Below are 26,397 nucleotides of genomic sequence, written 5' to 3'. Positions count from 1 at the left end.
TTACAGTATGAAATTGAGAAACTTCACATTGATACTTCCAATCTTCCTTTTCGCTTGCAATGGCCTTCAGGATCGTACGGATAGCGAAGATGGATTAAACTCGGAAGTGGAGAAGGAATCAATAATCAAAGACATTGATAGTGGTACGGTTGAGACCATCGAAATCGAAGGGTGTGAGTATATTATATTGAAAGCAAGCCCAAGGGCTAATCAGGGATTTGGTTTGATGTCCCACAAGGGTAATTGTAAAAATCTTATTCACTACCACAACAGGGATTCTGTTCAATAACCCTTAAATCTGTTAGGAGTAGGTTTTATTGTAAAGTCTCGTAGCTTCCTCGATCTTTTTTTGCTCTTCTAAGAGATGACTCTTTCTTGGTTTCCGAGTCATGATATCTTCGAGCAGAGGCTTTGCCTCTTCCTCTTCACCGATTTTTATTAATGCTTCAGCATAAAGCAGTACATTACCAACATTCAATGGCGCTTGTCTATAAGCCGAACGCAAAAGCAGCAGCGCTTTCTCCTCTGACGGCCAATCAATTATGAAAGGAACTCGAGGAATTTTTAAATGCATGGCTCCCAGTATTCGCAACGCACCTGCTTCATCAAATGTTGAGTCAATTTCAATCAACTCTGTGTTGATAGTCCTGATTTCATCCACAACTCCTTTTCTCGTCGCTTTGACAATACTAACTTCCTGTCCCCACCTGCCCAGGTTAGCCATATAGTAATACTTAATGGCAATGTTCTCTGGATATTGACGCATTCCTTTTTTACCTAGATCAACTGCCTTTTTATAAATCTTTTTTTTGATAATCTTGGATTGCTTTGTGTAACTCGCCTTAAACTCATACGCCCTGAGAAGAGCAGCAATCGTCTCTGGCGTTTTTTCAGATTTTTTGTAGTCTCTTACTGCTTTGTTCACATAAAATTTATTGGCATATGTACCATCAAAATTTTTATATCGTTTGGCAAAACTATTCTCTGCTTTTTGAAAAAAGGATTGAGCACTTGATGATGTGCCTACTGAGAGCAGAAATGTAAAAAGCACAATGTATAGCAACAGTTTGTGTGTGTGTTTTCGCTTCTCCATCACGTATTTAATATTTTATGTGAAATCAATCTGGATTCTATTTTCCGAAATTCAAAAGACGACTCATTAGAGGTTTTTTTTCTTTACCCTCATCATCGCTCAAATGGCCGAGCAGTATAGATATTGGCTTAAGATTATCGAAGTAACTGCAAACCACTTTCAGCATAGCTATTCCTGGGAGGAATAGAATCATACCTGCTATACCCCAAAGAAAGCCTCCTGCTATCAATGATAAGATTGAAAAGAGTGCATTAATTTTCAGACTTCCGCCAACAATTTTTGGACTAAGGAAGTTGCCTTCCAGAAATTGAACCAACCCAAAAATTGCTATTACTCCAAGAGGATACCAATAACTGTCGTACGTGACAAACGCATATAAAGTAGGAATAAGCCCACCAATAGCAGACCCTACATAAGGAATTACCGCAAGGAGGGCTGCTAGAAAGCCAAATAGAAAACTGTATTCGATACCCAGTAGAAATAAACCAATGCTGTTCAAAAGTCCAAGTATTATAATAAGAAGACACATGCCGGTTAAATACTTCTGTCCGACCTTTTGGACTTCTTTCAGCATTTTCCTAACAGTCTTTCTGTTTTTCTTTGGGCCGAGATGGCTTACAGCTTTCGCCAAATGGGTGCTGTAGAGTAAGATTAGAAAGGTGTAAATAAAGGAAAGTACGAGATATGATAAGAAAGAGCTAGTAACCCCAACGGTATCAGATATCATAAGAAAACCATTGTCGGAAAAAAAATTCGATAGACCCTCAATAAGCTGTTTTGATCTTATATCAGGAATAATTTGAACCTTGTTATTTAAGAAGGATATAGACGCATCCAAAGCCTCCTTCAATTTGCTGGTCAGGTTTGAATACTGGCCTGTCACCTCGATGATCTGAGTGGAGAAAAGGAAAATAATTGCAGCTTGAATCAGGATGACTCCACTCATTGCCAATATGATCGAAATAATTTTGCTGATTCCCTTTCGTGTAAGCCACGTAATGACGGGATAAAGTATAAATGCGAATAGTAGGGCAAAGCATAATGGAATTAGTAGATCCTTTGCATAATTTAAAACAATCACTCCAGCAATTGCTGATGCCAATACGTAGAATAAATTCTTAAATGAAAGGTTCATTTTTTTATTTAGAAGATAGTATTTACTAGTTGAAAAACGCCTCCAGCTCCTTCATGAAATTTCCTTATTGTTCTTTTGTCCATGTTTTCGGCCTGCTTTCGCAAGAGATTTCTCATTCTTTGATGTTCCGAATAGATTCACTTCATTCTTAATTTGTAGATCGACGAGTAGATCGGGTTTTCGATTATTTATTTTTTGGTAACATTTTCAATCATCACCGGTGCATCTGATTCTCTTGCAATTTTTTCAGCTAGGCTACCTTCGATAAATGTGGATAGTCTGGATTTTTCATAGGTCTTCATTAGGATCAGGTCGGCACTGATTTCCTTAGCCACTTGCTGAATACCCTCACTTGCATTTGAGTTATGACTGATGTGAGAGCGGTAGTTATTTATGTTATTATTTTTTGCAACAGCACTAATCTTCTTTTCCACCTCTTCTACTGTAATCAACTCTGTGGTGATAATATTGACAAAGTGAAGGATAGCTCCCTGTTTTTGTAAAAACCTACACAACTCAAAGATTCGCTCAGGGATGACCCTACTCAAGTCTGTAGCAATCAATATATTATCAAGCTTCACCTCTTTGATATCTGACACTGCAATTACCGGAACATCCGCGTTTCTTATGATCCCGTCTGTATCATTACCCATAAAAAACTCCAGAAAACTTCTTGAACCATCTGTTCCCGTCACCACCATATCTACATTCACTTTTTTTGATATTTCATCCAGCAGTATTGTAAATGTGCCTGAAGTTGAATGGACAATTCCCTTCATGGCTTTAGGAACAGATTCATCCAAAACGTTTCCTAGATCTACAGCAGCTTGATTCACCAGCTTTTCCAATTGTAAATGATGTAAAGTGTCTTTATTTTCTAGAATTGCATCTTTCGGATGGAGCAGCGTATGAGCTTCTTCTGGTTTGATGTTGTGACCAAGATGGATTCTGCTTTTGAATCTTTGAGCAAGGTCACAAGCTGATTTAAGACCTATTTGGGCTTCTTGGCTAAAATCGTATGGTACTAGTATGTTTTGGATTGATTTCATGTAAGCAGGTTTGATTTGAGTGATGGATTGTTACAACTAATTGATCCGTTTACTTTTGCTTTAGAAGGCTTTTTACCATGAGGTAGGGAGAGTCCTGAGGGACAATAACGATCTCAGTTCTGCGATTTAGAAGCTTGGCCAAACCTGATTTATTTGGAGCTCTAGGATCATATTTACTTTTTGCAGAGGAGGTAATTATAGCAGGTTCAATACCATTTATGATCAATTCTCTCACCACTACCAATGATCTCTCCGAGCTAAGGTCCCAGTTGTCTTTTTCTTTAGACGCGTATGATTGATTATCTGTATGACCGACCACCCAAAGTCCGAATTGGCTATCAGTGCTTTGGAGTGAGTTTGCGATACTTTTGATCACCTCTTTTCCATTAGAACTTAGTGTGCTATTGCCTTCTTTAAAAACTAGATCCTCTTTTAACTCGATCACCAGTTCTCCTTCTCTTTCTTGTACCTCCCAGTCTGAGTTTCGAAGCTTATTAATTAAATCCTTACGCTGGACTAATTCTTCATTCTGTTTATTCACAAGCTTTTCCAGAGAATCCAACTTTTGAGATTTGACAATCAGTTCATTCTTCTGATCGAAAATAACTCCGTCTTTTTCAAATTTTGCTTCAGACAACTCATACTCTTGAAATGTACTGTCTACACTAAGTCGAGCAATTTCCTGTAGAGCAGTATCATATTTCTTCTGACTTACGCATCCTGATGTAAGTACTACTAAAAGGATTACCACAAGAAGGATAAAAAATGATGGTCTGTATAATCTTTTGTGTCTGTTTCTCATAACTCAATTGTTTGATGTTTATAATGAAAAAAGCAAGCCAGAATCAAATTAAAGGTTAGACCACGAAGAACAGCACTTCTGGTCGGGGAATTGATGAGCCACTTGCCCAAGTGTAGAAATTTATCTACAATCAAATCTGCAGGTAGAAATACCAGTTTTAAAAACGGTGGTTTAGTGAAACACTTTTAATTCCTACCAAATCCTATTAAATTCTGTCTCATAAACTCGTCTCACGAATGAGTTTCACAAATAGACGTTTAATAAAACTTAAATGAAGATAGGTTATGCAAGAGTTTCAACCAAAGATCAAAGTTTGGATCTACAAGTTGATGAGCTCAAGAAGGTGGGATGTGAAGAAATTTTCTCTGAGAAGCTGTCAGGGCGAAGCGAGAATAAACCGAAGCTGAATGAGCTACTAAGTAAGCTTCGAAAAGGAGATGTTGTAATGGTCTACAGTCTAGATCGTCTGGGGAGAACTTCTAAGGAGCTGATTTCACTTCTATCAGATTTCAAGGAAAAAGGAATTCAATTCAAGAGCATTCAAGAGGGAGTCTTTGATACCACATCTCCTATGGGAGAGGCGATCTTTCAAATCATTGCAATCTTAAAAGCAATGGAAGTCCAAGTTCTTAGTGAACGGACAAAGCATGGGTTGGAAGCAGCCAGGGCTCGTGGAAGAAAAGGAGGGAGGCCAAAAGGATCGTATGACAAGAACAAAGCTGCTGCTGCTGTAACTTTGTACAAAAGGGAATTACCTATTACTGAAATAACTAATTCTCTCAAGACAAGTAGATCAACACTTTATCAGTATTTGCGGAATGAGGGGCTAAAGCAATGAATTAATATGGGAGATTTGAAAGTATCTGTTACAATTCCTACTGATGAAAAAGGAATGATGGGACGGGAGTGTTTAGAATGTGAACAATATTTTAAACTAAAGCCGGGCACGGGACTTCCGACAGACCATTGCCATTGCCCGTATTGTGACTATGAAGGAAAATCAGACACTTTCTGGACAAAATCTCAGATTGAATATGCAAGGAGTATTGCTTTGAAGCAAGGTTATGAGCAAATAGTTAGACCTATGCTCGACAATTTCTATGACTCATTTAAAAGTCTTGAGAGGGAAACACGGAATAGCTTTATTCAGATTAAGGTCAAGAGGGGAAAAAACGATATAGATTTTCCTGTTGAGTATTACACGGAAGAGGAATTGGAAACTCAGCTAGTTTGCGATAGTTGTGGACTTGAATTTGCTGTTTATGGTATTTTTTCTAAGTGTCCTGATTGTAAAGAGTTAAATGCTTTTTTGGTTTTTAATAAATCTCTTGAAATTGTAAAAAATCAGCTAGGGATTTTCTCCAAACCGGACATTCCCAATGAAATCAGAGAGCTTTCTCTTAACAATATTCTAAGATCAGCAATTGCAATTTTCGATGCACTTGGAAAGGAATTGAGAAAGAGGAAACCAAACTTGTATCCTGCCAGACCTAGAAATTTGTTTCAAAACTTAAGTGTTTTAGATGAGAAGCTTAACAATAGAATTTCTGACCAACACTCCAATTTTCCTGATTTATTAAAGTACTTTCAATTGCGACATGTTTTCGAGCATAATCTCGGTGTTATTGATGATGACTTTGTAAAGAAAGTTCCTCAGTACAAACATTTCTTAGGAAGGAAGTTTAAACTAGAGACTGATGAACTTCATAGTTTCCTAAACATGATGGATGAACTTGGAGAAATTGTCAAACGCGATTTTGAAAAATAGGTGTCTCACAAAACGAATGAAATGAATGAAGGCTTAATAGTATTATTAATTTGGTTGTTGTTTGCGGGAACGTTAATGTATTATACCTACAGGCGTGGTCAAAAAGCCCTGAGCATTTTTCCTCCAATTGATACAGTTAAGGTTTTATATCGTGATCGAAAGGCATCGGTTAAGTCAAATAAGTCATTGTGGACCAAATTGGGAGCTATTAGTAATAGCGTAGATCTGGTGGTAACAGATACAGAGCTGTGGGTAAAAGGAAATAAATTCATAGCCAGCTTCATGACTAAATACGATATTTTACACAAAATCCCTTTGAGTAAGGTTACAAGCGTCCATAGAAAAGGTGACAGAATTAAACTGAGATTCAAGCCTGAGAATTATTTGGAAAAGGAGCTAGTAATTCAAACCACCCAAACCTCTAAATTTATTGAGCTAGTGAAAGACCAAATTAAATAACTGTCTCACAAAACGAATGAAATGGATGCTCACACTTTGAAAATAATAAGTGACAAAAACCTTAATTCTTGTATGAATAATACAAAGTGGAATGAGCTAGTATCAGCGATTACATCTGATCCCAATTATAATCCTAATGTTATCATTAAGTACATTCAAGAAGATAAGATTACTTCTAGCTTTACACCAGTATGGTGGGAAGATGTCAAACGTGATGGGTTTGAGATTATTGAATGGGTTAAAATAGATCCTATTGGTAAAGAATATGTCGGACGTTTGGTTGAACCAAGTGAAACAGACTATTCTGATTTCATAGAACAAGGATTAAAATCTTGCAACATACCATTTGAACTTGATAATGGTATATACACTATCTACGGATATAAGCCAGGTAATTAAGTCATATAAAACGAATGAAACTTATCATAACCCATATCCTACTTGTTGCTTCAATAAGTCTTCAAGGCCAATCAGCAGAAGTGGTCTCAGGGAAGAAATACCGGGGAGCAATATTTAATTCAGAATATGCAATGCCTCCATGGACTTTTACGATTGAGGAAAAGAGGTTTACTCCTACATCTGAGGAGATAGATAAGATAGAAGTAAAACTGAAGCTAGAAATAAATGATTTGAACTCTGATGGTCTTAATCAGGGGAAGGGATATGGTCCTGCTATTCATAAAAACTTAAGAAAGTATGTGCGCCAGTACCTAGGATTTATCAATGAAAAAGGGGAGAGGGTAATACTAATCAATTGCTTATGGCTTAAATCTTCATTTGCAGATGGTTGGAAAGAAGAATGGATTACCGTTTCAGATGGGGGAAGTCAATATTGGCAAGTCAAATACAATTTAGATCAAGAACAATTTTATGACTTTGGTGTCAATGGCGTAGCATAGTCTCACAAAAACGAACAGATGTCAACAAAAAGGAAAGGTCAGCTTAGTAAGTCACCAGAACGCCACAAGCATTTGAGGAAATATTTGCAAAGAGTGTTTTGGAAGAAGGAGAGGGTTGCTGAGAAAACGGAAATTGATAAGCAAAAGGATTAGTCTCACAAAACGAAGCGCGGACTTGTGAAATGGTAATTGGATTTTTTGAAGAACTTTCAATTTGGACGGTCATGAGCCTTCTGCAGAAACTGTAAATTCAAAATCACAGAGAATTTCAAAATTTCGCAGAAAACATCAGAAATCTGCATCTAGATGCGACTTGTATTAGATGAATTGTACATTAAGAAGAAAGTGCGACATATGGATAAATCCAGAAGAATATGGATTGCATTTTTCGTATCTTCACATAAAAAAAGGAACGTAACACGCTCCTTAAAATATACTCTCATGCAGGCTGACAATGGATTGTCGCTGTCTGAACTAAGGACAGAGATTGCAGGTTCGAATCCTGTCCCGCATAATGACCCCTGTTCGTAGCAGGGGTTTTATTATTTCAAAGATACTAGGTTTGTTTATTCTTATGATGTCTCATAAAACGAAGCTATTTTTTTAGATAAATGCTCGAAAATTAGAATAACCATTACAAGCGTTATGCCTATAGTGTACGATTTTACAAGGTATGATCTCATACATTTCATACAGTACATCCAATAAACCCCATTAATCCGTGTACTTATTTCACATGACCTATTTCACATGATATGACATGTTTTAGGTTTATGAAAATAGGCTTAATCACAGTTACCATACTTGATAGATCCGCAATGGAGATGGTCAGAATTATATCGTTTTACCAATTGGATTTGAGTCTCATGGGCTATAGCAAGTACTTGAACTAAAAAGTTGTTATATAAGATTACCACTATTTGGCAATTTGATTATATAAGCGCTGCAGTGTTTAATCCACATACGCTGTGTCTAACAATGTCATGATCTCAGTGTATTGATGATCTGATTCAAAATCTACCAAGATCATTTTAATTCCCATATCAATTGATGTTGACATGAAATTCATTTTACCTTGAGCAATGATTATATTCCCATCTTTATCGGGATAGTACGTTTCGGATACTCCTGACTGTACTACAGTTAAAGAATGTCTAGATTGGCTGCAACTCAAAGTCCTTTTACCCGAGATGTTTGAGTAGGCTCTGATTTCACTTCCATCAATTACCCAGGCATAACCTACACCAAAAATCTTTTTATCTGAGAGATATGTACCATTAAACTGATGGGATTCAAATGGTCTTTTAAAGAACATTGGATCTTTAAGTATGATTGTGGTTGCTATGTAGGCGACTACTGCCAATAGCAAATAGGCAGGCAGTTTTTCTTTTAATGACTTCATTATAGTGTATTGTGACTTAAATATATTCAATACACTATATAATATATTTAATTAGCTATTATTATTATCTTTTCTGTGAGTCACTTTTGAAAATGTGACTAGTGAAGAGAAAAAGAAGATTTTAGTTGATTTTGGAAACCGATTTAGAAAGATCAGGCGTACCCAAGACATTACACTTGAAGACTTATCCAATATGAGCGGTATTGCCTACAGTACAATAGTAAAAATTGAAAAAGGTGATATCAATACTGGTATTGCCAACTTGATAAAACTAGCTGAAAAACTAAAGGTTCATCCATCAGAATTCTTCGAGAGTAGCTAGTTACCATTTTTTATCTGACTATTGCTTCTTGTATTATACCCTCTAATATATTCCCATTCTATTCCCATTTATCCTTTCTACTCATTAGTGTTATTGTCGGGTACTCTACTACTTATGCTCTAATATATATACTATATACTAATACCCTTATGTAACCTTTCTTAGGCTGGGGAGGATAGTCCTCCCCTTAGGAACGTAGCTTCAGTAAACTACCCTCTGAGGGGACTATCCATCAAACTCATTCTTGAGTATGGGTCGGCCGTTTATCTCAACTTACCGGCTTAGAAGATTTTCCATCTGTTGATAGATGACCTTAGCGAGTTTCTCCCTTTCGTCCAACTCTTCCTGCTTTGCTCATGTTACCCTGGTAGCAGGATTTGACAACAACACCCCAAGCGTACTGCTAGGCCGCCGATGTTGTGGTTCGTTAAAATGATGACTTTGAATTTTGAGATCTTATGCTCTATGCTAGTCTTTACCGAACATTTTAAAGATACCAAAAAATATCATTGGTTTTCACGAGTTGATTTTTGTAGTATTTTATTCTCAATTTCTTCAATATTGGCACCAGCATAGTGCTTCTGAATTGTACCTTGACTTGTGCCACTTATCAAAGAGACTTCTGCAACACTCAAGCCTAGATTGTTCAATGCATAAGAAATAAACGTCTTTCTCGCCGTGTGCGAAGTACACACTTCATGAAGTGGGCGATAATTCTTGCTTTCCACTTTGCGATCAAACCCAAGTTCCTTCATGAATTTATGAATGGCTTCATTGTACTTCTGCTCAGATTCTACTGGAATGTTATAGTTGTATTTCTCAGCAATTTCTATTGCCTTATCTACCAAAGGAATTTTTATCAGAGTACCGGTCTTTTCAGAACGAGTATTTAATCTATACTTATCATCAACTAAATCTTTGTTGAATTTTTTCAGGTCGCTTACTCTTATTCCAGTTAAGCACTGAAAAACAAAGGCATCCTTTTTTCTATCTAAGGTGTCAGAGCTTGTGATTCGAGAATCGATTAGTCTCTTCAATTCAACTGCAGTTAGAAACACCATATCGTAAGTGAGGGATATTCTACTAAAAGACTGCACTTGTTCATTACAAGGGATTCCAAGATCAATCAGCTTTCGACAAAGACTTTTAAGGTATTTAATTTGATTATCTACCGATCCATCACTCAAAGGTTGATCTTTATTGTAAAGGTACTTTTTGTACTCATACTCGAAATTTTTGTCCAAATCATTAAGTTGATGATCACGACTCTTATATTCATTGAACCCGTCAATGTGCTTTCTTAGATTTTTGTCATAATTAATCAATGTCCTTTCACTAATTCCAGATCCTTCTATCTTACTGACTATATAGTCTATTCCATGAATGATGGTTTTTACTTCGACTTGATCCTTACTCTTTTTGAATAGTTCCTTGACCTTATGAACAGATGGGTCGCCTAGATCTCGAGCATCAAATACAAGATCTTGTACTTCTTTATAGTTGCTGATTAACTCCTTATTTGCTCGCAAATGGCCAATGAATCTTTTATTGAGAGGCTCACTTGTTTTAATTTTTTTTCTTGCACCATCCATTAACCAATTAATTTGATCTGTCGATGCTTTGAAGTTTGTTGAGAAAAGCACCTTCTTACTCGCGTGATCATACCTGATATAAATAGGGTATGTTGTTTTGTTAAGATGCTGCTCTATGAAGAAATTCAGTGTAGACATTACTGTCGCTATTACTGTCGTAAAATAGCATAATATATTGTATTATACCAATAGGTGAATTTGATAAATTGCTTTTTAAAGTAAATAAGAGCATATTTTATAAAATAGAGTTGTACTAAACAAGTCCCCTACGGACTACTTAAATTGAGCCTGTAAGTCATTGATTTACAGGCTTTTATTTTCCATTGGTTATTTTGTTTTTCAAAGTTTCAGAGCATATACTTTTTGGTTTAATTACCATGAACTATGATTGGTAGTCATTGAGAATCTTTCGTGGTAGGCTCTTTCTAAACTTTCTTGATGGTTTGGATGAGCAATTTTGATGAGTTCTTTCGCTCTTTCTTTAAGGCTCTTGCCGTAAAGATTTACTATTCCATATTCCGTTGCTACATACTGAATGTGAGCACGGGTTGTAACGACTCCTGCACCTGGTTTCAAATTAGATACTACTTTAGATTCACCATTTTTAGTCTGAGAAGACAACGCAATAATCGGCTTGCCACCTGGTGAGAGGGAAGCACCTCTGATAAAATCCATCTGACCTCCAACTCCACTATACATTCGCTCCCCGATAGAATCAGCACACACTTGCCCAGTTAGGTCAATTTCAATCGCACTGTTAATACTCGTCATTTTGGGTTGTTTTCTTATGATGGAAATATCATTCACGTACTCTATGTCCAGCAGTCTAACCAGAGGATTGTCATCCACAAAATCATATAGTTTACGAGTACCAAGCAAAAAACCCGAAACTATAACATGAGGATGTTTCTTCTTCAGCTTGTTATTGATAACTCCACTGTTTACCAAGGGCAAGATTCCATCTGAAAACATCTCTGTATGAATTCCCAGATCTTTATGGTTGTTTAGGCATGCTAAAGTAGCATTAGGTATAGCACCTATTCCCATTTGCAGTGTTGCCCCATCTTCGATGATACCAGCTACATATTCACCAATCTTTTTTTCTACGGAAGAAAGCTTTCGTGGGGTGATTTCTGGCAAAGGTTGATCACACTCAAAAATGCAGTGGAAGTTGTTGACATGAATTAATCCATCGCCATGGGTTCGTGGCATCTGTGGATTAATCTGAGCAATAACTCTCTTTGCTTGATCTACTGCTGCTAATGTAGTTTCAACAGAAATGCCCAATGAACAAAAACCGTGTTTGTCAGGAGGGGAGACTTGTACAAGTGCCACATCAATTGGAATAATCCCATCTCTCATCATGATAGGAACTTCACTGAAAAAGCATGGTAGAAAATCACCTGTTCCTTGATTGATGCATTGTCTGGTGTTTTTACCAACAAACATGGCCACCACTTCAAAACTCTCATGATACTGAGGCTCTGCATAAGGAGCATCCCCTTCAGTATGCATTTGGTAGATTCGTACTTTCTTTAACTCATCAGATCTTTCTACGAGCGCATTGACCAGCGCCTGGGGAGCGGCTCCTCCGGTGTGAATAAAAACATTCTCATAAGACTGGATAGATGAGACCGCCTCAACGGCAGAAGTTACTTTTTTCATTTTAGGATTGATTTAGATCAAAGTTCCATCGATTGAACCAGTGTTTTGATGATAAGCATCAGCTCAACGCTTGATGTCTGGCAGCTCATTCAATAACTGTCATTCCCACATGATGCAAATCATGTTCTAATCATTCCCACATCATGCTATTCTATCTCATTCAAAGGCATTTTTGACTTAAAGATTTGTGAAATGAAAAAGATATTAGTGCCTACAGATTTTTCAGAAGTCAGTTTTCATGCTGCTGAATTTGCTATGCAGATAGCTAAAGCTTCAAATGCAAGCTTGATCATGTTACACAGTGCTTACTTTCATTACTTTAATGAATTTTCATATGGAGTTACAATCAATCCACAACCATTCATTGATGAGCTTGAAAAAGCGATAGAGGGCAAACTACAAACATTTCAAAAACGATTGGGTAACAAAGTAGAGGTTGAAACCAAGATATCTGGCCTCAATCTAATAGATGCTGTGAAGGATATGGTAGATTCTGAAGGTATTGACCTCATCGTGGTTGGAACGCATGGAGCTTCAGGACTTAAAGAGACTTTTATAGGGTCCAATACTGAAAGAGTAGTTCGTAGGACAAATTGTCCTGTGATAGCCGTGCCATCTCATGTAGAAATGAATGCAATTAGCAAAATTCTTGTACCACTTGACATTCTTGAAATACAAGATGGTTTCATGAAAAATTTGGCTCGCTTGCAAAAATTTTTTGAAGCTGACATGGAATTCGTATGGGTTCGAACCAATCACTGTAGAGAAAATGAGGGCGAGGTACGAAAGAAGTTCAACTCATTGATGAAAACATATGGAATTAACAATGGCCTGCTAAGTATCATCTGCAGTACGGTTCCTCTAGAGGGGATTCTGGCTCATGCCACACTGTCAAGAGCCAATATGATTGCCATGGCTACTCATGCGCGAAGAGGAATCGCACACCTTCTTTCTGGGAGTATTACAGAAGATACAATCAATCGCATAAGCATTCCGGTATGGACCTACAAGTTGGATAAAGAAGCAAAGAATATTGACCTTTTTAAGAGTAATGAAGAAGAAGTTCAAGTCAAATAAGTATATAGCTTCACTGCTCTATTCTGTGGTATTTGTCAATTAATCTGACAATATCTTTCTCATCAAAAATACCATATGAGATCTCCAGGATTTGCAGGGGAAACTCTTGCGTCATGATGCGATGTTTGGTTTTTGCTGGCACTGAAAATTCATCTCCAGGGTTAGCTTCAAGTTTTTTTCTTCCAATGATTACCTGACCTTTTCCCTGCACCACTCTCCAGAATTCATTCCTGCTTCGGTGGTATTGAAGACTTAGTTCTTCGTTTGGATTGACATTTATAAGCTTCACTGTACAAAGCTTGTTTTCACAAAACTGAACAAAGCCTCCCCATGGTCGCTCCTCGGTATACTTTTGAGGAATTTTCATGTCGCTATGTTCGCGATTGTAACTGCTTATGATATCCGTAGTTGTAATGATGCCTACCAACTCATCATTTGCTACCACGGGTAATGCATGGTACTCTTCTTCAATGAATATTTCTGAAGCCACGCTTATAGGGTCAGAGGATGCCACCGTTCTTAGTTGGCTAACCATAACATCTTCTATCGTCAGAGCATTGAACAAAGCCGCATCTGTCTGGGTCTCTATTTCATCATACACATCACCAAAACTTAATCTCATTACATCTGTTCGACTTAGTATTCCAACCAACTTTCCATCATTCATGACTGGTAAATGACGAACGTGATATTTCAACAACATATCTCGCGCTTCAATAAGAGAATTTGAGAGCCCAATCGAATGGACTTTGCGTGTCATAAGATCCTTCACAAGAGTTTCCATAGTTTTTTCTTATGAAAAAAAGAAGAATGGATAAGGTTAGGTATGATTTGGCTTACGTTATTATCTGATGTTGATTAAGCAATTAAAGAAGTACCCTCAGCAATTCTATTTGAGTATTCGCTACTAAGGGATTTTCAGTATTGCCATTTAATAGTACGAGTGCATATCCAAGCCTGGAGAGTTTCCAGTCTCTAATGATTTCGTGAGTTTCTGCATCAACTATGTAAACACGTTTGAAGTGTTCATTTACCGGGATTTTTTGAGCCAGGCACACTTTTATGGCCCGATTTACTGTTTCTGATATTTGATCAAGGCTTGTTTGCATCAATGAGCTCGCACTGTATGCAAGTTCTTTGTTTCTGAGTGCTTCTGCTAAGTTTGATAAAACTTCATTTGGAAAGCCCAATTCTGATTTAATGATAGCGTATTTCATAGCTTATGCATATGCTGTTTGAAAACTCTCCTTTAGCCTCAAGGCCATTTCTTTTTGCTCTTCAGTGAGACTCGTTGGTAGCTTAACTGCCAGTTTTACAAACAGGTCACCAAATGTCTTCTTATTATAAACAGGCATGCCTTTCCCTTTTAACCTTACGGTTTTTCCATTTTGTATGCCAGCGGGAATTGAAATGCTTACTTTTCCTGCCATCGTATTCACTTCTTCTTTTCCGCCCAAAAGAGCTGTGAAAAGATCTACTGAAACATCCATATATAGATCATCTCCTTTTCTATGATAAGCTTGATCCCCTAGTACTCTCACAGTTAAAAAGAGATTTCCAGATTTGCCTCCACTTACCCGTTGACCTTTCCCTTTGACCTTCAACTTTAAGCCATCGTATGTGCCTGGTTTGATTTTTAGTCTGATTTTTTCAGAACCTAAGTCGGCGATTCTTTCGGTCCCTGAATATGCTTCTTGAAGGGAAATGGTGATTTCTCCTGCAAGATCAGCACCTGTAAAGCCTTGCGTGAAACCATGCCCTCTCTTATGTTGACCAAAGAGCGTTTCAAAGAAATCAGAAAAACCACTTGCACCAAATATTTCGGAAGGATCTCCTTCAAAATCATCGTATTGTCCACTTCCAGGCCATCGGTCTGTGTATCCTCGTGAAGAGTCAAAGCCGGTTTCCTCATAATGTTTCCAATTGGCCCCTAGTTCATCATATTTCTTACGTTTCACCGGATCTCCAATCACTTCGTTTGCTTCACTCACTTCTTTGAATAGCTCTTCAGCTTTCGTATCGTCAGGGTTTTTATCCGGATGGTATTTGATGGCAAGTTTTCTATAGGCTTTCTTAATTTCATCTTGGGTGGCTTTTTTATCCACTCCTAGTATTTTATAGTAATCCTTGTATTCCATTTTGAACCTCGCTATTCTCACGAAAAAGGCCAGATAAGTCAGAAAGACTTTCTTAGAGAAAGCCTTTCCATTTAGTCTTGCTTACTTGACAGTTTCCTTTTTATCTTTTTTAGAGATCATTTTCTCAACCAGATCGGGAATTTTCTCAAAGGCTGCTGCTATTCCCTTGCTGGATTTGCTTACACCTATGAATGAGATTTCTTCCCCTTTAGTTACTAAAAAACCGATTGGTTCAATCCCCATTCCGGCACCAGCACCTCCGCCTTCTCCTTGAGAGTTCTTTGGTGAGTTGCCCCCTCCTGCACCACTTCCGAAACCAATTCCTACCCGGATAACAGGGACGCATTCAAACTGACCCAACTTGAATGACTCTCCCATTATGGTATCAGTGGTGGCCTCTGATTTGATAAATGCGGTGATCTTCTCTAGAAGTTCTTCGATGTGTATTTCCATGATTTTATAAGTTTATGTGAAACATAGATTTAATATTTTCTGAGATTTGAGTAAGCCAAAAAGATTCGCCAAAGTGTATTTCGAATTTCCAGGATCAGGTATGACTTTCCTTGAAAATTGATATAAATAGGGAATCCTCTATTTGTAAGAAGTATTCCGATAGGTAGCAATTGAGCGTTAAGCATGTAATTATCTGTATCCAGCGAAGCTGCAAAAGTTTCTATGTGAAACGACTTCAAGATGTTTTTGAATCGACATGCCTTCTTGAAAGAAAATGATTGTGGTTTAGTTTCCTTGTCTTTTTTTTGAGCACTGGACTGAATGCCGAGTAGTTGCTTACGATAATGATAGATCGGCAACTTCAAATGAAACGTAAGTTCATGCTCCTCTGTATCGATCCATGTTTGGGCTAGTCCGCCAAACCTTACCTCATAAATATGACTTTCCGAATCTATGGATAAAATGATCGGAGTGAATAAAATCCATGCAATGATGGCGAAGAGAGATGTAGCAATGATCAGACCTACCATGAGTCATCTTCTGTTTTTTAGATCATCAGATTACGCCTCTTTACGATTACCTGGTATGAGCAGGATCATCAAATTATGTGAAGCTCATCAGTGAACAAAGAGGATGCTGGCCATTGCTTTATGGAAAAAGAGCTATGAAAAATATTACTGACTTTATGGGACTCTTCGTCGAACAGCTCAAGGAGCAAAAAGATGGAGAGAGGCAGCAGCTGGAAGCACTTAAGAAGCTAAGAGAAAAGACCACTTCAACTACTCTTCGAGGAGTTATTGATGCTCACATAGGAAAAACCAAAGGGCAGATAGAACGACTAGAAGATGTTTTTTCACTTCTTGGAAGGAATATTCGAGGCGAAAATAACATGGGAGTAGGAGGACTTATAGAGGAGGCTTTTGAACTAGAAAAAAGATGCACGGATGATGATGTAAGAGATGCAGGTATTATTACTTCTATTCAACACCTTAATCATCATAACATAGCTAGTTATGGTACATTGAGCATCTATGCGGACGAATTGGAAGAGTATAATGTAGCAGTATTACTCAAGGAATCTTTGGAAGAAGAAAAGCAAACAGATGCGAGGCTTTCTGAGCTTGCAGAGGAAGAAATTAACCTAAGAGCTATTCAATAACAACATGAAACATCATATATCTCTCTTTGCTAAGGCATCACTAAAGCCATTAATTGTATCCTCATTTTTTGTGTTATGCGCAGGATGCGATTCGACTATACGTGAAGAGAACAAGGCATTGCAGATGAAAGTAGATTCCTTAGAGGCAGCATTTGAAACTGGAGAGTATGCCATTGGGCTACTGGAGGTTGTTGGTCAGTATCTTGACTCTATTGATCTAAGGAGGGAGTCAGTACTTGTAGACCTTGAAGTAGGAGTAGAAGACAGGGATTACTTACAAAAGATTAAGCATCTCAATCAATACTTTCAAAAAACTGAATGGGCAATTAGAGAATTGGAAAATATAAGTGGAACTTATTCCATTCAAGTAGACCGGCTGAAGACAACCGTAGAGCAGAAGAATGACGAAATCAACCGCTTGCAAATTAGTGTTAATCAATATCGAAATGTAGAAGACTCTCTCAAAGGGAGGTTGGAAATCACTGAATCAGCGTTGCAAAAAACACAAAAATCCCTAGACTTTTCACGTATGGATGTTGCTCTTGCAGAGATGGAGGTCATGGGGCTGATGGGATTGGTCCAATTGACCGAGGCTGAGATTTATTTTGCAGAAGGGGAAGGATTAGAAGAATTGGCTGGGAAAATAAAACTAGCTCCTAAGAAAAAAAGAAAGAACCTGGAAGAGGCTTTGAACGCTTTTACAACATCTTTTGAGATGGGCTACCTACCGGCCAAACAACGAATGGAAAGATTGAAAGAAAGACTAGAAAGTCAATAGCTCACCAAAGCACATATTTTAGAAATACATATACGAGATAGAGAATAGACAGCCCTAAACCCTCTTTTTTTTGCAATCCTTTCTTTTTACTTAAAAAGTAGATGACCACAATGGAGATGAATAATAGGAAAGGCATATCGAATAGTAGAATAGATGGTTCAATATAGATGTTGGATATGAGCGAGCTGATGCCAATTGGGATCAAAATGTCGAAGATGTTGCTGCCAATGATGTTCCCAATGGAGAGACCAGGTTTGTTCTTCAAAATGGCACTTATTGAAATAGCTAATTCAGGAAGACTGGTGCCAAGCCCAATAATTACCGCACCAATGAATGACTGATCTACGTCCCAGGTATTTGCAAGTTTGAGCGCTCTATTGATCGTGAGTTCAGAAGATAAGATCACTATTCCCAATCCAAGAATTAAGATGAGGATATGTGATGTGGTATTAAGTAATATTGATTTTTCTTCTACTTTCTCAATCTTATTTGTTCGTTCACGATTCAGATGAGTGATGAAATAGATAAGGAATGCAATAATGAGAATAGCTCCATCATTCCAGGTTATCACGTAATCAAAAGCTACTAAAGCCAGGAGAATTATAGCGCCTATTAACTCAACTGCCAACTGACGAATCTGGATTTTGCCGGCAGCTAAAAAATGAATAATAGCTGTCAGCCCTATGATGATGCTAATTTGACTGATGGAACTTCCTATTGCATTTCCAACGATCACCCCAGAGCTTTCGATCCCTTGATAATTATGAATGGCACCATTAATGGCCACTATCAATTCGGGTAGGTCTGTTCCAAATGCAAGTATGGACAGCCCGATGAAAACGGATGAAACATTGAATCGTTGAGTGAGAATGATAGCTTTTCTCACGACTAATTCAGTCCCTAGCCATAAACCAATTATCCCCAATAATAGAAACCCTAGGTCATACATCTTAAGCCATCATTTGTTCTAAGGTTAACCATAACTCCAAAACAAAACTTGTTGAATGATGTGGGTCATTCTAATGTTTGAAAATGGTCAGTAAGTCTGATGTGAATCAAGTTCTAGCTTGAGCATTATCACCTCTTTTCTCCATTATAATTCCGTTATTGACACTTGGATGTTACAGCTATGAACAATCAAAACCTTGATGACTTAAGAGATAAGCCAGATCTTAATAAAACAGACAAATCCTTTGGCATTTGGTCATACCTTTTTCTGATCATTATTTTTCTGGCATTGTATTATTGGGTCACTGAGACCGCCAAACCAACAGAAATAACCTGGAATCGATTCAAAAGAGAAATACTTTCTTCTGGAGACGTTGATCATTTGATAGTGGTGAATAAGGAGAATGTAGAAGTCTTTATGAAGCCAGGAACGCTACATAACCACAATGATATTCAAGATTTACCGTCCAGTGGACCACATTACTTTTTTCAAATAGGCTCTATTGAAACATTTGAAAATAATCTATCCCAGTTGCAGCAAGAGGATGATTATATCGAGGTAAAGTTTGAGACAAGGACGAATTGGTATGATGGACTCACCTTTTTGATACCTTTTGGTTTGTTATTGCTTTTTTGGTTTTTCATGATTGGCCGGATGGGGAAAGGAGGTCCTGGAGGAAAGTCAATATTTAATTTTGGTAAGACAACTGCACGGTTTCGTGATGCAAACAGTAAACAATTGGTAACATTTGGTGATGTAGCTGGTCTGGATGAGGCTAAGGCAGAGATGAAGGAGATTGTAGATTTCCTTAAGAATCCAACCAGATACACTGAATTGGGAGCGAAAATACCCAAGGGTGTTATTTTGGTAGGCCCACCTGGAACAGGGAAGACGCTCATGGTGAAGGCTTTGGCTGGAGAATCTCTTGTTCCTTTCTTTTCCATTTCAGGATCGGAATTTGTGGAAATGTTTGTTGGAGTAGGGGCTTCCAGGGTAAGAGATTTGTTCAACAAAGCCAAAGCCAAGGCACCTTGTATCATTTTTATTGATGAAATTGATGCCATAGGCAGGAGCCGCGGAAATGCCAAAGCCTTCCAATCCAATGACGAAAGAGAAAGTACACTTAATCAACTTTTGACAGAGATGGATGGGTTTGGTTCTAATTCAGGTGTTATCGTGATTGCGGCAACCAACAGGGCAGATATGTTGGATAGGGCATTGATTAGGCCCGGTAGGTTTGATCGGCATATTTACCTTGAGCTACCAAATAAAACTGAAAGAAGGGCGATTTTCAAAGTACATCTGCGCCCCTTGAAGCTTGCTGAAGACCTGGATGTAGATTTTCTAGCTTCTCAGACTCCGGGCTTCTCAGGTGCTGATATTGCCAACGTTTGTAATGAAGCCGCATTGATTGCAGCCAGAAATAACAAAAAAGCGGTAGAGAAATCGGATTTCCATCACGCCATGGATCGAATCATCGGAGGTATGGAGAAGAAGAGCAAAGTAATATCGTCCAAGGAACGAAAAATAGTGGCTTTGCACGAGGCAGGGCATGCGTTAGTTGGCTGGATGCTGAAAGACGCAGACCCATTGATTAAGGTGTCCATAATTCCACGAGGAAAATCTTTGGGAGCAGCCTGGTATTTACCCGAAGAACATCAGATATATACCAGATCACAGTTTCTTGACCAAATGTGCATTGCTCTAGGGGGAAGAATGGCCGAGCTTTTGATCTTCGGTGAAGCATCGTCCGGAGCATTAGATGACCTTGAAAAGGTAACGAAACTTGCCTATACGCTTGTTGCCTATTATGGATTAGGTGAGTCCATGGGAAACCTTAGTTACTTTGATTCCACTGGAGAGAGCGATCGACTTTTAGGTAAGCCTTACAGTGAAGACACAGCTCAATTAATTGATAAAGAGGTGAGAAAACTTGTTAACGAGATGTCCGAAAAAACAGTGACTATTTTGAAGAAAAACCGCGATAAATTAGAGGCTTTGGCACAAGAGCTACTTGAGAAAGAAAAGCTTTTTATCCATGATCTGGAACAAGTGCTGGGAAAAAGAGTGGGTTCTGATGATCCAGATCCGGTATTAGTCGAGAAGTAAATTAAATGACTGTCAATGCTAGTCCTACTAGGCCATTGAGCGCATTATTTCGAAAGAAATCATTGGAGGAGGAAAGTTTGCGCAAAGTACTGATCAGCTCTACCTCTTCAAATGGGAGGACGATTTTTGCATCAGCTTGATCAGTTAAAATATTGTTAGCGTCAGTGCATAGTACTATTAGGCTATCGACCTTCTCTCCAAGTAAGTGAATAAATTCATCTACAGGTCTTAGTACTGTAGAGGTATTGAATATGGCGATAGCGTCTTTCTCTAGCACTGAGGTATTGACCAGACTATCCGATGAAAATGTTTCAACTGAATAACCATTGATTTCAATGAGTTCGGCGATGTTTTCCTTCAAGTCCAGGTCATCCTCAAATAGAAGGACCTTTTTTTTCATATAGTCATGTTATTGGGGTTTCGTAGACATTTCCATGACTTATATCGGCTTCTTTTATGACAATAATTCATCCATCAAGCCTCTGCGAGTTTTTGGATTTTCTTTCTCACGGCATGGTAAGAAAGTTTCTTAAGTGCTTTTTCTTTGATTTGTCGTATCCTTTCCCTTGAAATGCCCATCAGATGACTAATTTCTTCAAGCGAGTGCGCGCTTTGATAGTCAATCCCAAATACCATTTTGATAATTTCTTTTTCGCGTTCGCCGAGCCTGGACAATATCTTGCTGACATCCTTTCTCAACTGCTCAAAGTAGCGTGTTTGTTGATTAGCATCATCCGTTTCCTGATCAGGAATGAACTCCATCAATAATTGTTCTCCATCCGTTCCATAGATGGAATCTAATGAGGACGTTTTATTAAATGACTTGTCTATCTCTTCAATTTCATCCTCATCCATATCCATAAGTTCAGCCAATTCTTCAATGGTAGGGAATCTTCCGTTTTTCTTAGCCCACTCATCCTTGATCTTTCTGATTCGTGACATATTAGAAATCTTGTTGGAAGGCACTCGAATGGTTCTTGACTGTTCATCTAACGCACTTAGAATCGCTTGACGAATCCACCAAACAGCGTAGGAAATAAACTTGAATCCTCTTGTTTCATCAAAACGTTCAGCAGCCTTAATGAGCCCAATATTCCCCTCATTGATTAAATCGCTGAGTGGAACAGACCCATTTTGATATTGCTTGGCAATTGAAACGACAAATCGCAGATTGGCTTTGACCAGCTTATTTTTGGCAGCTTGATCTCCTTGTTTAGTCCGTCTAACTAGCTCAACTTCTTCTTCAGCGGTGAGCAAGTGCTCCCTTGAGATTTCCTTGAAATACTTATTCAGTGAGTCGCAATCGACTTTGGTGATATTATCTGTAATGGTGAGTTGTTTCATGATTCCTTAGCTTGGTTTTAGTCTTTGTATTAGATATCCCTTATAACTCGAGATAGCCGTTCTTTTACTTCTTGAGCAATATCCTTTAGCTCTAAATTCTCTATGGCTTGCATAGATGCCAGCGGATCTACAGCAGCTACTTCTACTGTGGTCTTTCCATCCTCTCGGATGATTACATTACAAGGCAACATTGTTCCAACCTTATTCTCTTTTTCAAGAGCGGTGTATGCAAAAGTTGGATTACATGCTCCCAAAATTTTATATCTAGGAAAGCTCACATCCAGCTTTTTCTTTAAAACCTCTTCAACATTGATTTCTGTTAAGACTCCAAACCCCTCTCTTTGTAAAAGATCGATGGCTCGTTGCACCGTTTCTTCAAAATCTTTGGAAACTGATTTGTTGATATAATAGCTCATTCTTCCTAGCTTAATGCACGAGCTAATTTGATTACTTCCATTCAGTAATGGAATGACCTAGCTCAATGAATGAGTTGATCTTTTTCATGTCTGTCTTTTTAATGATAGCGTGCGGTTCTGCCACGAGAAATCCCCTGATGATTATACCCCTGATTGGCTGTCTTAATTAGCCTCATTTATTCAACGGCGGCAAAGGTTCTTTTAACAACACGTGTGATCAAGATGGCTAGTATGTAACCCAGGATTACCCCTCCTATAAGTATGACCCATTCAAACCATCCTAACGGCGTTAGATAAAAGAAGTGATTCCAGGGAGAATATATGAGCCCTACCTGAAGAATCAGCGAAACAATGAGCCCCATGACCAACCATTTGTTGTCAAACCACCCTAGCTTCTCACCATATCGGATTGCCCCAATTCGTACAAACTCGAACAATACGATTCCAGTAAGCAGGGTTGATCGAGCAATGTCCAAACCAAATGGCAATACCAAAAAGAATGTGATAACCAACACAATCGCTTTTTTAAGTCCAATTAAACCAATCAGCCAAGCAAGTTGCTTATCAATGAGTGGCTCTCCATTTTTCCTAGGAGGTCTTTGCATAATGTCCTTAGCCGGTGGATCGGCACCTAAAGCCAATGCTACCAAACCGTCAGTTAAAAGATTGATCCATAACAATTGCACGGGGTAGAGGATGGGTTCATCAAAAGAGAAGAAAAGTGTAATGAAGAAAATTAGGGCAACTTCTGCCAGGTTGCAGGTGAGTAGGTAGTCAATGAATTTTCTTGTATTATCGAAGATGGTACGCCCTTCCTTGATCGCATCTCTGATGGAACTAAAATTATCATCGAGCAACACTATATCACTCGCTTGCTTGGCAACTTCGGTTCCTTTTTTACCCATAGCAATACCTACAACAGATCTTTTGATGGCCAAAGCATCATTTACACCATCACCAGTCATGGCAACCGTATGATCTTTTTCCAACAATTCCAGGATTCTAAGTTTATGAAAGGGATCCGTCCGAGCAAAAATATTGGTTCCTTTATCCAAGTGATTCAGGAGTTCCAGATCTCCTAGTGAGTCCAACTCTAAACCGGTTAAGACACCATTGGTACTCATACCAACCGCCTCAGCAATTGCTGAGGCGGTCGAGGGATTATCGCCAGTGATCATAATCACTCGGATTCCAGCATTTTTACAATCCTCCAAGGCTTGCCTGGCCTCCTTTCGAGGAGGATCTATCATGGCTTGTAAGCCAATCCAAGTAAGTTTATCTTCCAGGATATCACCCGTTTCAAGGTTTTCGTTGTAAGCAAACCCAAGCACACGAAGTGCTCTGGACGCAAAGTGTTGGGTTTGATCAAGAAGTTCATCCTTTAGTTTCTTAGTTAAAAGCACTCTCTTGCCTCTGTCCAATATGTGGGTGCATTTCGACAATACTACCTCCGGAGCTCCCTTTGTGAATGCAGTAAGATGGTTCTTCTGATCTTTCACTACTACGGTCATCCGTTTCCGTTCAGAGTTGAATGATAGCTCATTTACTTTTTCGTACGTGGGTAAAACTTTGCCTCCAAACTGGAGACAGGCGGCCTTCTTTAGTGCAATTTCTGTCTGATCTCCAAGATAGAATTGAGAGCCGTCCTCCTTAAAGACTACTGAAGCATTATTACAAGTATTTGCACAGAGAAAAAGCATTTTAGGGGTACCTCGCAGGTCGGAGGTTTGTAATGAAGATGTGGTATGTTCTTGTCCGTCAAAAAAAGTGGTAGTGACAGTCATTTCATTCAGTGTCAACGTTCCTGTCTTATCTGTGCAAATGATATCAACAGCGCCTACACTTTCTACAATTGGCAGCTTTCTGATCAACGCGTTTTTCCGAAACATTTTCCGGGCGCCTATTGCCAGCGCAAGAACGACAACTGCAGGAAGTCCCTCTGGTATGGCAGCTACTGCAAGGGAGATGGCAGTAAGAATTGAAGTATAAAAACCAAACTTAAATACCCCCACGACACCAATAATAATGGTGATGAAAAAGGTGATGAGTGATAGTTTTTTACTCAGGCCTGCAAGTTCAATTTGGAAGTTGGATTGCTCTTCTGTTACTTTTTGAAGCTCAGAAGCAACCTGACCTATTTTGGTTTTCATCCCGGTCGAGGTGATCAATACTTTACCGATACCCCCATTTACAACTGTATTTTTAAATACCAGATCTTCTATATTCTTATGTACGGCCTGAGCTTCTCCTGTTAGAATGGACTCATCTACATCTAGATGAAAAGATTCAATAACGTCACCATCTGCTGTGATCATATCGCCTGCTTCCACAAGTAGCAAATCGCCTGGTACAATCTCATTCGATGGGATTATCTGCTCTGTATGGTCCCGAACTACCCTTGATCTGGGATAAGACATTTGCTGCAATGCCTTGATGGTTTTTTCAGCCTTATAATCCTGTATGAAACCCAATATGCCCGAGAGTAGAACAATGGCCAGAATGAGGATCGTATCTACCAGGTGAGGCTCTTGATCTGGTAGATAACCAATAGCAAAGGAAATGAATGCTGCTGCAATCAAAATGAGTATGAGCGGAGAACTGAACTGCCTGCCAAGTATTAGCCAGAAACTTCTCTTATGGGAATCAACTATCTCATTTCTTCCATATTGTTCCAGTCTTTCATGGGCTTCTTTAGATGTTAATCCTTGATTCTTCAATTATTTGATCATTTTTAAAACTCTTTGAAAGCTTGCCAGAATCCGAAGTTTTCATTCTTTTTTTTCACAATGAGAAGGGCTGCCTCATCATTTTTTACGATCAAGCGTTCAGCAATACTTCCGAGCAACACCCACGATGCGAAGGTTTGCCCTTTAGATCCGATGATAATCATATCTGATTTCAATTCATGGCTTGCCTGAATGACCTTATCCGCTATGTCAGCAAACTTTGCATGCTCAATACAAGGCTTAATTTTTTGTGAACTGACCTTACACTTTTTTAGAAAATCAGTGAAGTGGGTTTCAGCATTCTGGGCCATAATCACCTTCATTTCTTCGTATGTTTTTCCTGTTTTTGTATATCCACTCGGAATTTGAAATAGATGATATCCGGTCAAATCTGGATTAGTTGTACATCCAGCTATTTGCAAAGCTTTTTTTAAGGCTAATTCAGCGTGTTCCGAAAAATCGAGTGAGACCAGAATCTTGTTTATTTCGATATCTCTAGGTGGTATCACCAGCACAGATGTCCTGATTTTACGAGCAAGTCTCTGCATAAGAATGCCACTTCCATTTTCAGGTTTTTTGCGGCCAACCATCAATAGGTCTACTTTCTTTATCTCTGACCAATGCAGAAGCTTTTTCAAGGGGTCTCCTTCGATGATTTGGAAGTTTGCTTTAGATCTTAACCATGTATCGTCCAGCGAAAAAACCTCATCCTTCACTTTTTGCATAAGCATTTCGTCGAGCGGCTCATCGCTTTCTTCTGAATTGAGTGTACGTTCTACATGTGTGAAATAAACCTGTTCCAGATCTGTAAAGAGATTTTGATTCCTTACAAGAAAATTGATGAGATGTTGATCCATCTCCGTAAAATCTAACGCGACAAGTATTCGGTGCACCTTTCTCATATAAATTCTTTTTTTATAAATCTATTTGAACGTTTGAACCTAACCCATGAGCAAAATCAGTGACATTACTGATTAAGATTTAGAATTGACCTGGATTTCAAAACAGTTAAGCGATAGCTGAATCAGCATATTTTTCAGAGACTATGAGATGAGCATTATG

29 protein-coding genes are annotated in these 26,397 nt (G+C 38.5%); 11 read left to right on the top strand and 18 right to left on the bottom strand.

The genetic code is table 11. The features are described 5' to 3' along the window. The first annotated feature begins 7 nt into the window (after positions 1-7). A complete protein-coding gene (locus ABJF57_RS09370) occupies positions 8-289 on the top strand; it encodes a hypothetical protein (RefSeq protein ID WP_462234567.1) in 282 nt (93 codons plus the stop codon). 12 nt (positions 290-301) lie between these two features. Here ABJF57_RS09370 and ABJF57_RS09365 read toward each other — a convergent pair whose 3' ends face one another. The 4 genes from ABJF57_RS09365 to ABJF57_RS09350 all read right to left on the bottom strand — a co-directional run bounded on the left by ABJF57_RS09365 (position 302) and on the right by ABJF57_RS09350 (position 4,079). Beyond that, a complete protein-coding gene (locus tag ABJF57_RS09365) occupies positions 302-1,093 on the bottom strand; it encodes a tetratricopeptide repeat protein (RefSeq protein WP_462234565.1) in 792 nt (263 codons plus the stop codon). Positions 1,094-1,130: 37 nt separating this feature from the next. After that, positions 1,131-2,228, bottom strand: coding sequence for an AI-2E family transporter (locus ABJF57_RS09360; RefSeq protein ID WP_462234564.1), 1,098 nt, complete (start codon positions 2,226-2,228; stop codon positions 1,131-1,133). Between the two features lie 188 nt (positions 2,229-2,416). After that, positions 2,417-3,277 (bottom strand): universal stress protein, encoded by an 861-nt coding sequence (locus ABJF57_RS09355; protein WP_462234562.1) that lies wholly within the window; start codon positions 3,275-3,277, stop codon positions 2,417-2,419. Between the two features lie 49 nt (positions 3,278-3,326). Then, on the bottom strand, positions 3,327-4,079 hold the full coding sequence (locus ABJF57_RS09350; protein WP_462234560.1) for an OmpA/MotB family protein: 753 nt from the start codon (positions 4,077-4,079) through the stop codon (positions 3,327-3,329). Positions 4,080-4,350: 271 nt separating this feature from the next. On the opposite strand from ABJF57_RS09350, the gene ABJF57_RS09345 reads away from it, so the two are divergent. The 5 genes from ABJF57_RS09345 to ABJF57_RS09325 are packed head-to-tail and all read left to right on the top strand — an operon-like array spanning position 4,351 to position 7,205. Then, positions 4,351-4,917, top strand: a complete 567-nt coding sequence (locus ABJF57_RS09345; RefSeq protein ID WP_462234558.1) for a recombinase family protein — start codon at positions 4,351-4,353, stop codon at positions 4,915-4,917. A 6-nt stretch (positions 4,918-4,923) separates the two neighbouring features. After that, positions 4,924-5,847 (top strand): hypothetical protein, encoded by a 924-nt coding sequence (locus ABJF57_RS09340; RefSeq protein WP_462234557.1) that lies wholly within the window; start codon positions 4,924-4,926, stop codon positions 5,845-5,847. 21 nt (positions 5,848-5,868) lie between these two features. Further along, positions 5,869-6,306 (top strand): hypothetical protein, encoded by a 438-nt coding sequence (locus ABJF57_RS09335; protein WP_462234555.1) that lies wholly within the window; start codon positions 5,869-5,871, stop codon positions 6,304-6,306. Between the two features lie 21 nt (positions 6,307-6,327). Beyond that, positions 6,328-6,705: a DUF6678 family protein gene (locus ABJF57_RS09330; protein WP_462234553.1), complete on the top strand. Its 378-nt coding sequence runs from the start codon at positions 6,328-6,330 to the stop codon at positions 6,703-6,705. 14 nt (positions 6,706-6,719) lie between these two features. Beyond that, positions 6,720-7,205: a hypothetical protein gene (locus tag ABJF57_RS09325; RefSeq protein ID WP_462234551.1), complete on the top strand. Its 486-nt coding sequence runs from the start codon at positions 6,720-6,722 to the stop codon at positions 7,203-7,205. 952 nt (positions 7,206-8,157) lie between these two features. Here the strand turns inward: ABJF57_RS09325 and ABJF57_RS09320 are convergent. Further along, positions 8,158-8,607, bottom strand: a complete 450-nt coding sequence (locus ABJF57_RS09320) for a hypothetical protein (protein WP_462234550.1) — start codon at positions 8,605-8,607, stop codon at positions 8,158-8,160. Between the two features lie 94 nt (positions 8,608-8,701). Here ABJF57_RS09320 and ABJF57_RS09315 point away from each other — a divergent pair, with 94 nt between their 5' ends. Continuing rightward, on the top strand, positions 8,702-8,929 hold the full coding sequence (locus tag ABJF57_RS09315; RefSeq protein WP_462234548.1) for a helix-turn-helix domain-containing protein: 228 nt from the start codon (positions 8,702-8,704) through the stop codon (positions 8,927-8,929). Between the two features lie 506 nt (positions 8,930-9,435). On the opposite strand, the gene ABJF57_RS09310 is transcribed toward ABJF57_RS09315, so the two are convergent. Both ABJF57_RS09310 and ABJF57_RS09305 read right to left on the bottom strand, forming a co-directional pair. Next, a complete protein-coding gene (locus ABJF57_RS09310) occupies positions 9,436-10,659 on the bottom strand; it encodes a phage integrase SAM-like domain-containing protein (RefSeq protein ID WP_462234547.1) in 1,224 nt (407 codons plus the stop codon). A 234-nt stretch (positions 10,660-10,893) separates the two neighbouring features. Beyond that, the gene (locus ABJF57_RS09305) at positions 10,894-12,186 is read right to left on the bottom strand and encodes an acetyl-CoA hydrolase/transferase family protein (protein ID WP_462234545.1); all 1,293 of its coding nucleotides are present in this window, start codon (positions 12,184-12,186) and stop codon (positions 10,894-10,896) included. Positions 12,187-12,378: 192 nt separating this feature from the next. Between ABJF57_RS09305 and ABJF57_RS09300 the strand changes: the two genes are divergently transcribed. After that, the gene (locus ABJF57_RS09300) at positions 12,379-13,263 is read left to right on the top strand and encodes a universal stress protein (RefSeq protein WP_462234544.1); all 885 of its coding nucleotides are present in this window, start codon (positions 12,379-12,381) and stop codon (positions 13,261-13,263) included. A 10-nt stretch (positions 13,264-13,273) separates the two neighbouring features. On the opposite strand, the gene ABJF57_RS09295 is transcribed toward ABJF57_RS09300, so the two are convergent. The 5 genes from ABJF57_RS09295 to ABJF57_RS09275 form a co-directional block, all read right to left on the bottom strand. Continuing rightward, entirely contained in the window at positions 13,274-14,023 is a 750-nt protein-coding gene (locus ABJF57_RS09295; RefSeq protein WP_462259597.1) for a CBS domain-containing protein, read from the bottom strand. 106 nt (positions 14,024-14,129) lie between these two features. Next, entirely contained in the window at positions 14,130-14,480 is a 351-nt protein-coding gene (locus ABJF57_RS09290; protein WP_462234540.1) for a PH domain-containing protein, read from the bottom strand. A gap of 3 nt (positions 14,481-14,483) precedes the next feature. Beyond that, positions 14,484-15,401: a DnaJ C-terminal domain-containing protein gene (locus ABJF57_RS09285; protein WP_462234539.1), complete on the bottom strand. Its 918-nt coding sequence runs from the start codon at positions 15,399-15,401 to the stop codon at positions 14,484-14,486. A gap of 81 nt (positions 15,402-15,482) precedes the next feature. Further along, positions 15,483-15,854 (bottom strand): GerW family sporulation protein, encoded by a 372-nt coding sequence (locus tag ABJF57_RS09280; protein WP_462234537.1) that lies wholly within the window; start codon positions 15,852-15,854, stop codon positions 15,483-15,485. 29 nt (positions 15,855-15,883) lie between these two features. Beyond that, the gene (locus ABJF57_RS09275) at positions 15,884-16,384 is read right to left on the bottom strand and encodes a hypothetical protein (protein WP_462234535.1); all 501 of its coding nucleotides are present in this window, start codon (positions 16,382-16,384) and stop codon (positions 15,884-15,886) included. Between the two features lie 134 nt (positions 16,385-16,518). Here ABJF57_RS09275 and ABJF57_RS09270 point away from each other — a divergent pair, with 134 nt between their 5' ends. Together ABJF57_RS09270 and ABJF57_RS09265 are read left to right on the top strand one after the other, a co-directional pair. Then, on the top strand, positions 16,519-17,013 hold the full coding sequence (locus ABJF57_RS09270) for a YciE/YciF ferroxidase family protein (protein WP_462234533.1): 495 nt from the start codon (positions 16,519-16,521) through the stop codon (positions 17,011-17,013). 4 nt (positions 17,014-17,017) lie between these two features. Further along, positions 17,018-17,791, top strand: coding sequence for a hypothetical protein (locus ABJF57_RS09265; protein WP_462234531.1), 774 nt, complete (start codon positions 17,018-17,020; stop codon positions 17,789-17,791). Between the two features lies 1 nt (position 17,792). Here the strand turns inward: ABJF57_RS09265 and ABJF57_RS09260 are convergent, their stop codons facing one another. Continuing rightward, positions 17,793-18,740, bottom strand: coding sequence for a calcium/sodium antiporter (locus ABJF57_RS09260; protein ID WP_462234529.1), 948 nt, complete (start codon positions 18,738-18,740; stop codon positions 17,793-17,795). 180 nt (positions 18,741-18,920) lie between these two features. On the opposite strand from ABJF57_RS09260, the gene ftsH reads away from it, so the two are divergent. Continuing rightward, positions 18,921-20,849, top strand: coding sequence for an ATP-dependent zinc metalloprotease FtsH (gene ftsH / locus ABJF57_RS09255; RefSeq protein WP_462234527.1), 1,929 nt, complete (start codon positions 18,921-18,923; stop codon positions 20,847-20,849). A gap of 1 nt (position 20,850) precedes the next feature. Here ftsH and ABJF57_RS09250 read toward each other — a convergent pair whose 3' ends face one another. The 5 genes from ABJF57_RS09250 to ABJF57_RS09230 all read right to left on the bottom strand — a co-directional run bounded on the left by ABJF57_RS09250 (position 20,851) and on the right by ABJF57_RS09230 (position 26,237). After that, positions 20,851-21,249 carry a hypothetical protein gene (locus tag ABJF57_RS09250; protein ID WP_462234525.1) on the bottom strand — a complete coding sequence of 133 codons (399 nt, stop codon included), beginning with the start codon at positions 21,247-21,249 and terminating at the stop codon, positions 20,851-20,853. A gap of 74 nt (positions 21,250-21,323) precedes the next feature. Next, entirely contained in the window at positions 21,324-22,193 is an 870-nt protein-coding gene (locus tag ABJF57_RS09245; protein ID WP_462234524.1) for a sigma-70 family RNA polymerase sigma factor, read from the bottom strand. Positions 22,194-22,222: 29 nt separating this feature from the next. Next, positions 22,223-22,609 (bottom strand): DUF302 domain-containing protein, encoded by a 387-nt coding sequence (locus ABJF57_RS09240; RefSeq protein WP_462234522.1) that lies wholly within the window; start codon positions 22,607-22,609, stop codon positions 22,223-22,225. 176 nt (positions 22,610-22,785) lie between these two features. Further along, on the bottom strand, positions 22,786-25,326 hold the full coding sequence (locus tag ABJF57_RS09235; RefSeq protein ID WP_462234521.1) for a calcium-translocating P-type ATPase, PMCA-type: 2,541 nt from the start codon (positions 25,324-25,326) through the stop codon (positions 22,786-22,788). Between the two features lie 14 nt (positions 25,327-25,340). After that, entirely contained in the window at positions 25,341-26,237 is an 897-nt protein-coding gene (locus tag ABJF57_RS09230) for a universal stress protein (RefSeq protein ID WP_462234519.1), read from the bottom strand. Between the last annotated feature and the right edge of the window lie 160 nt (positions 26,238-26,397).

Source organism: Ekhidna sp. (assembly GCF_039940915.1).
Classification (GTDB): Bacteria; Bacteroidota; Bacteroidia; order Cytophagales; family Cyclobacteriaceae; genus Ekhidna.
Note: the sequence above shows the minus strand (reverse complement) of the source record. Positions and strands in the feature narration are given on the sequence as shown.

What these genes read in the sequence shown, in the direction of transcription:
- ABJF57_RS09370 (WP_462234567.1), top strand. Translation starts at nt 8, where the DNA reads ATGAAATTGAGAAACTTCACATTGATACTTCCAATCTTCCTTTTCGCT.
- ABJF57_RS09365 (WP_462234565.1), bottom strand. Translation starts at nt 1,093, where the DNA reads ATGGAGAAGCGAAAACACACACACAAACTGTTGCTATACATTGTGCTT.
- ABJF57_RS09360 (WP_462234564.1), bottom strand. Translation starts at nt 2,228, where the DNA reads ATGAACCTTTCATTTAAGAATTTATTCTACGTATTGGCATCAGCAATT.
- ABJF57_RS09355 (WP_462234562.1), bottom strand. Translation starts at nt 3,277, where the DNA reads ATGAAATCAATCCAAAACATACTAGTACCATACGATTTTAGCCAAGAA.
- ABJF57_RS09350 (WP_462234560.1), bottom strand. Translation starts at nt 4,079, where the DNA reads ATGAGAAACAGACACAAAAGATTATACAGACCATCATTTTTTATCCTT.
- ABJF57_RS09345 (WP_462234558.1), top strand. Translation starts at nt 4,351, where the DNA reads ATGAAGATAGGTTATGCAAGAGTTTCAACCAAAGATCAAAGTTTGGAT.
- ABJF57_RS09340 (WP_462234557.1), top strand. Translation starts at nt 4,924, where the DNA reads ATGGGAGATTTGAAAGTATCTGTTACAATTCCTACTGATGAAAAAGGA.
- ABJF57_RS09335 (WP_462234555.1), top strand. Translation starts at nt 5,869, where the DNA reads ATGAATGAAGGCTTAATAGTATTATTAATTTGGTTGTTGTTTGCGGGA.
- ABJF57_RS09330 (WP_462234553.1), top strand. Translation starts at nt 6,328, where the DNA reads ATGGATGCTCACACTTTGAAAATAATAAGTGACAAAAACCTTAATTCT.
- ABJF57_RS09325 (WP_462234551.1), top strand. Translation starts at nt 6,720, where the DNA reads ATGAAACTTATCATAACCCATATCCTACTTGTTGCTTCAATAAGTCTT.
- ABJF57_RS09320 (WP_462234550.1), bottom strand. Translation starts at nt 8,607, where the DNA reads ATGAAGTCATTAAAAGAAAAACTGCCTGCCTATTTGCTATTGGCAGTA.
- ABJF57_RS09310 (WP_462234547.1), bottom strand. Translation starts at nt 10,659, where the DNA reads ATGTCTACACTGAATTTCTTCATAGAGCAGCATCTTAACAAAACAACA.
- ABJF57_RS09305 (WP_462234545.1), bottom strand. Translation starts at nt 12,186, where the DNA reads ATGAAAAAAGTAACTTCTGCCGTTGAGGCGGTCTCATCTATCCAGTCT.
- ABJF57_RS09300 (WP_462234544.1), top strand. Translation starts at nt 12,379, where the DNA reads ATGAAAAAGATATTAGTGCCTACAGATTTTTCAGAAGTCAGTTTTCAT.
- ABJF57_RS09295 (WP_462259597.1), bottom strand. Translation starts at nt 14,023, where the DNA reads ATGACACGCAAAGTCCATTCGATTGGGCTCTCAAATTCTCTTATTGAA.
- ABJF57_RS09290 (WP_462234540.1), bottom strand. Translation starts at nt 14,480, where the DNA reads ATGAAATACGCTATCATTAAATCAGAATTGGGCTTTCCAAATGAAGTT.
- ABJF57_RS09285 (WP_462234539.1), bottom strand. Translation starts at nt 15,401, where the DNA reads ATGGAATACAAGGATTACTATAAAATACTAGGAGTGGATAAAAAAGCC.
- ABJF57_RS09280 (WP_462234537.1), bottom strand. Translation starts at nt 15,854, where the DNA reads ATGGAAATACACATCGAAGAACTTCTAGAGAAGATCACCGCATTTATC.
- ABJF57_RS09275 (WP_462234535.1), bottom strand. Translation starts at nt 16,384, where the DNA reads ATGGTAGGTCTGATCATTGCTACATCTCTCTTCGCCATCATTGCATGG.
- ABJF57_RS09270 (WP_462234533.1), top strand. Translation starts at nt 16,519, where the DNA reads ATGAAAAATATTACTGACTTTATGGGACTCTTCGTCGAACAGCTCAAG.
- ABJF57_RS09265 (WP_462234531.1), top strand. Translation starts at nt 17,018, where the DNA reads ATGAAACATCATATATCTCTCTTTGCTAAGGCATCACTAAAGCCATTA.
- ABJF57_RS09260 (WP_462234529.1), bottom strand. Translation starts at nt 18,740, where the DNA reads ATGTATGACCTAGGGTTTCTATTATTGGGGATAATTGGTTTATGGCTA.
- ftsH (WP_462234527.1), top strand. Translation starts at nt 18,921, where the DNA reads ATGAACAATCAAAACCTTGATGACTTAAGAGATAAGCCAGATCTTAAT.
- ABJF57_RS09250 (WP_462234525.1), bottom strand. Translation starts at nt 21,249, where the DNA reads ATGAAAAAAAAGGTCCTTCTATTTGAGGATGACCTGGACTTGAAGGAA.
- ABJF57_RS09245 (WP_462234524.1), bottom strand. Translation starts at nt 22,193, where the DNA reads ATGAAACAACTCACCATTACAGATAATATCACCAAAGTCGATTGCGAC.
- ABJF57_RS09240 (WP_462234522.1), bottom strand. Translation starts at nt 22,609, where the DNA reads ATGAGCTATTATATCAACAAATCAGTTTCCAAAGATTTTGAAGAAACG.
- ABJF57_RS09230 (WP_462234519.1), bottom strand. Translation starts at nt 26,237, where the DNA reads ATGAGAAAGGTGCACCGAATACTTGTCGCGTTAGATTTTACGGAGATG.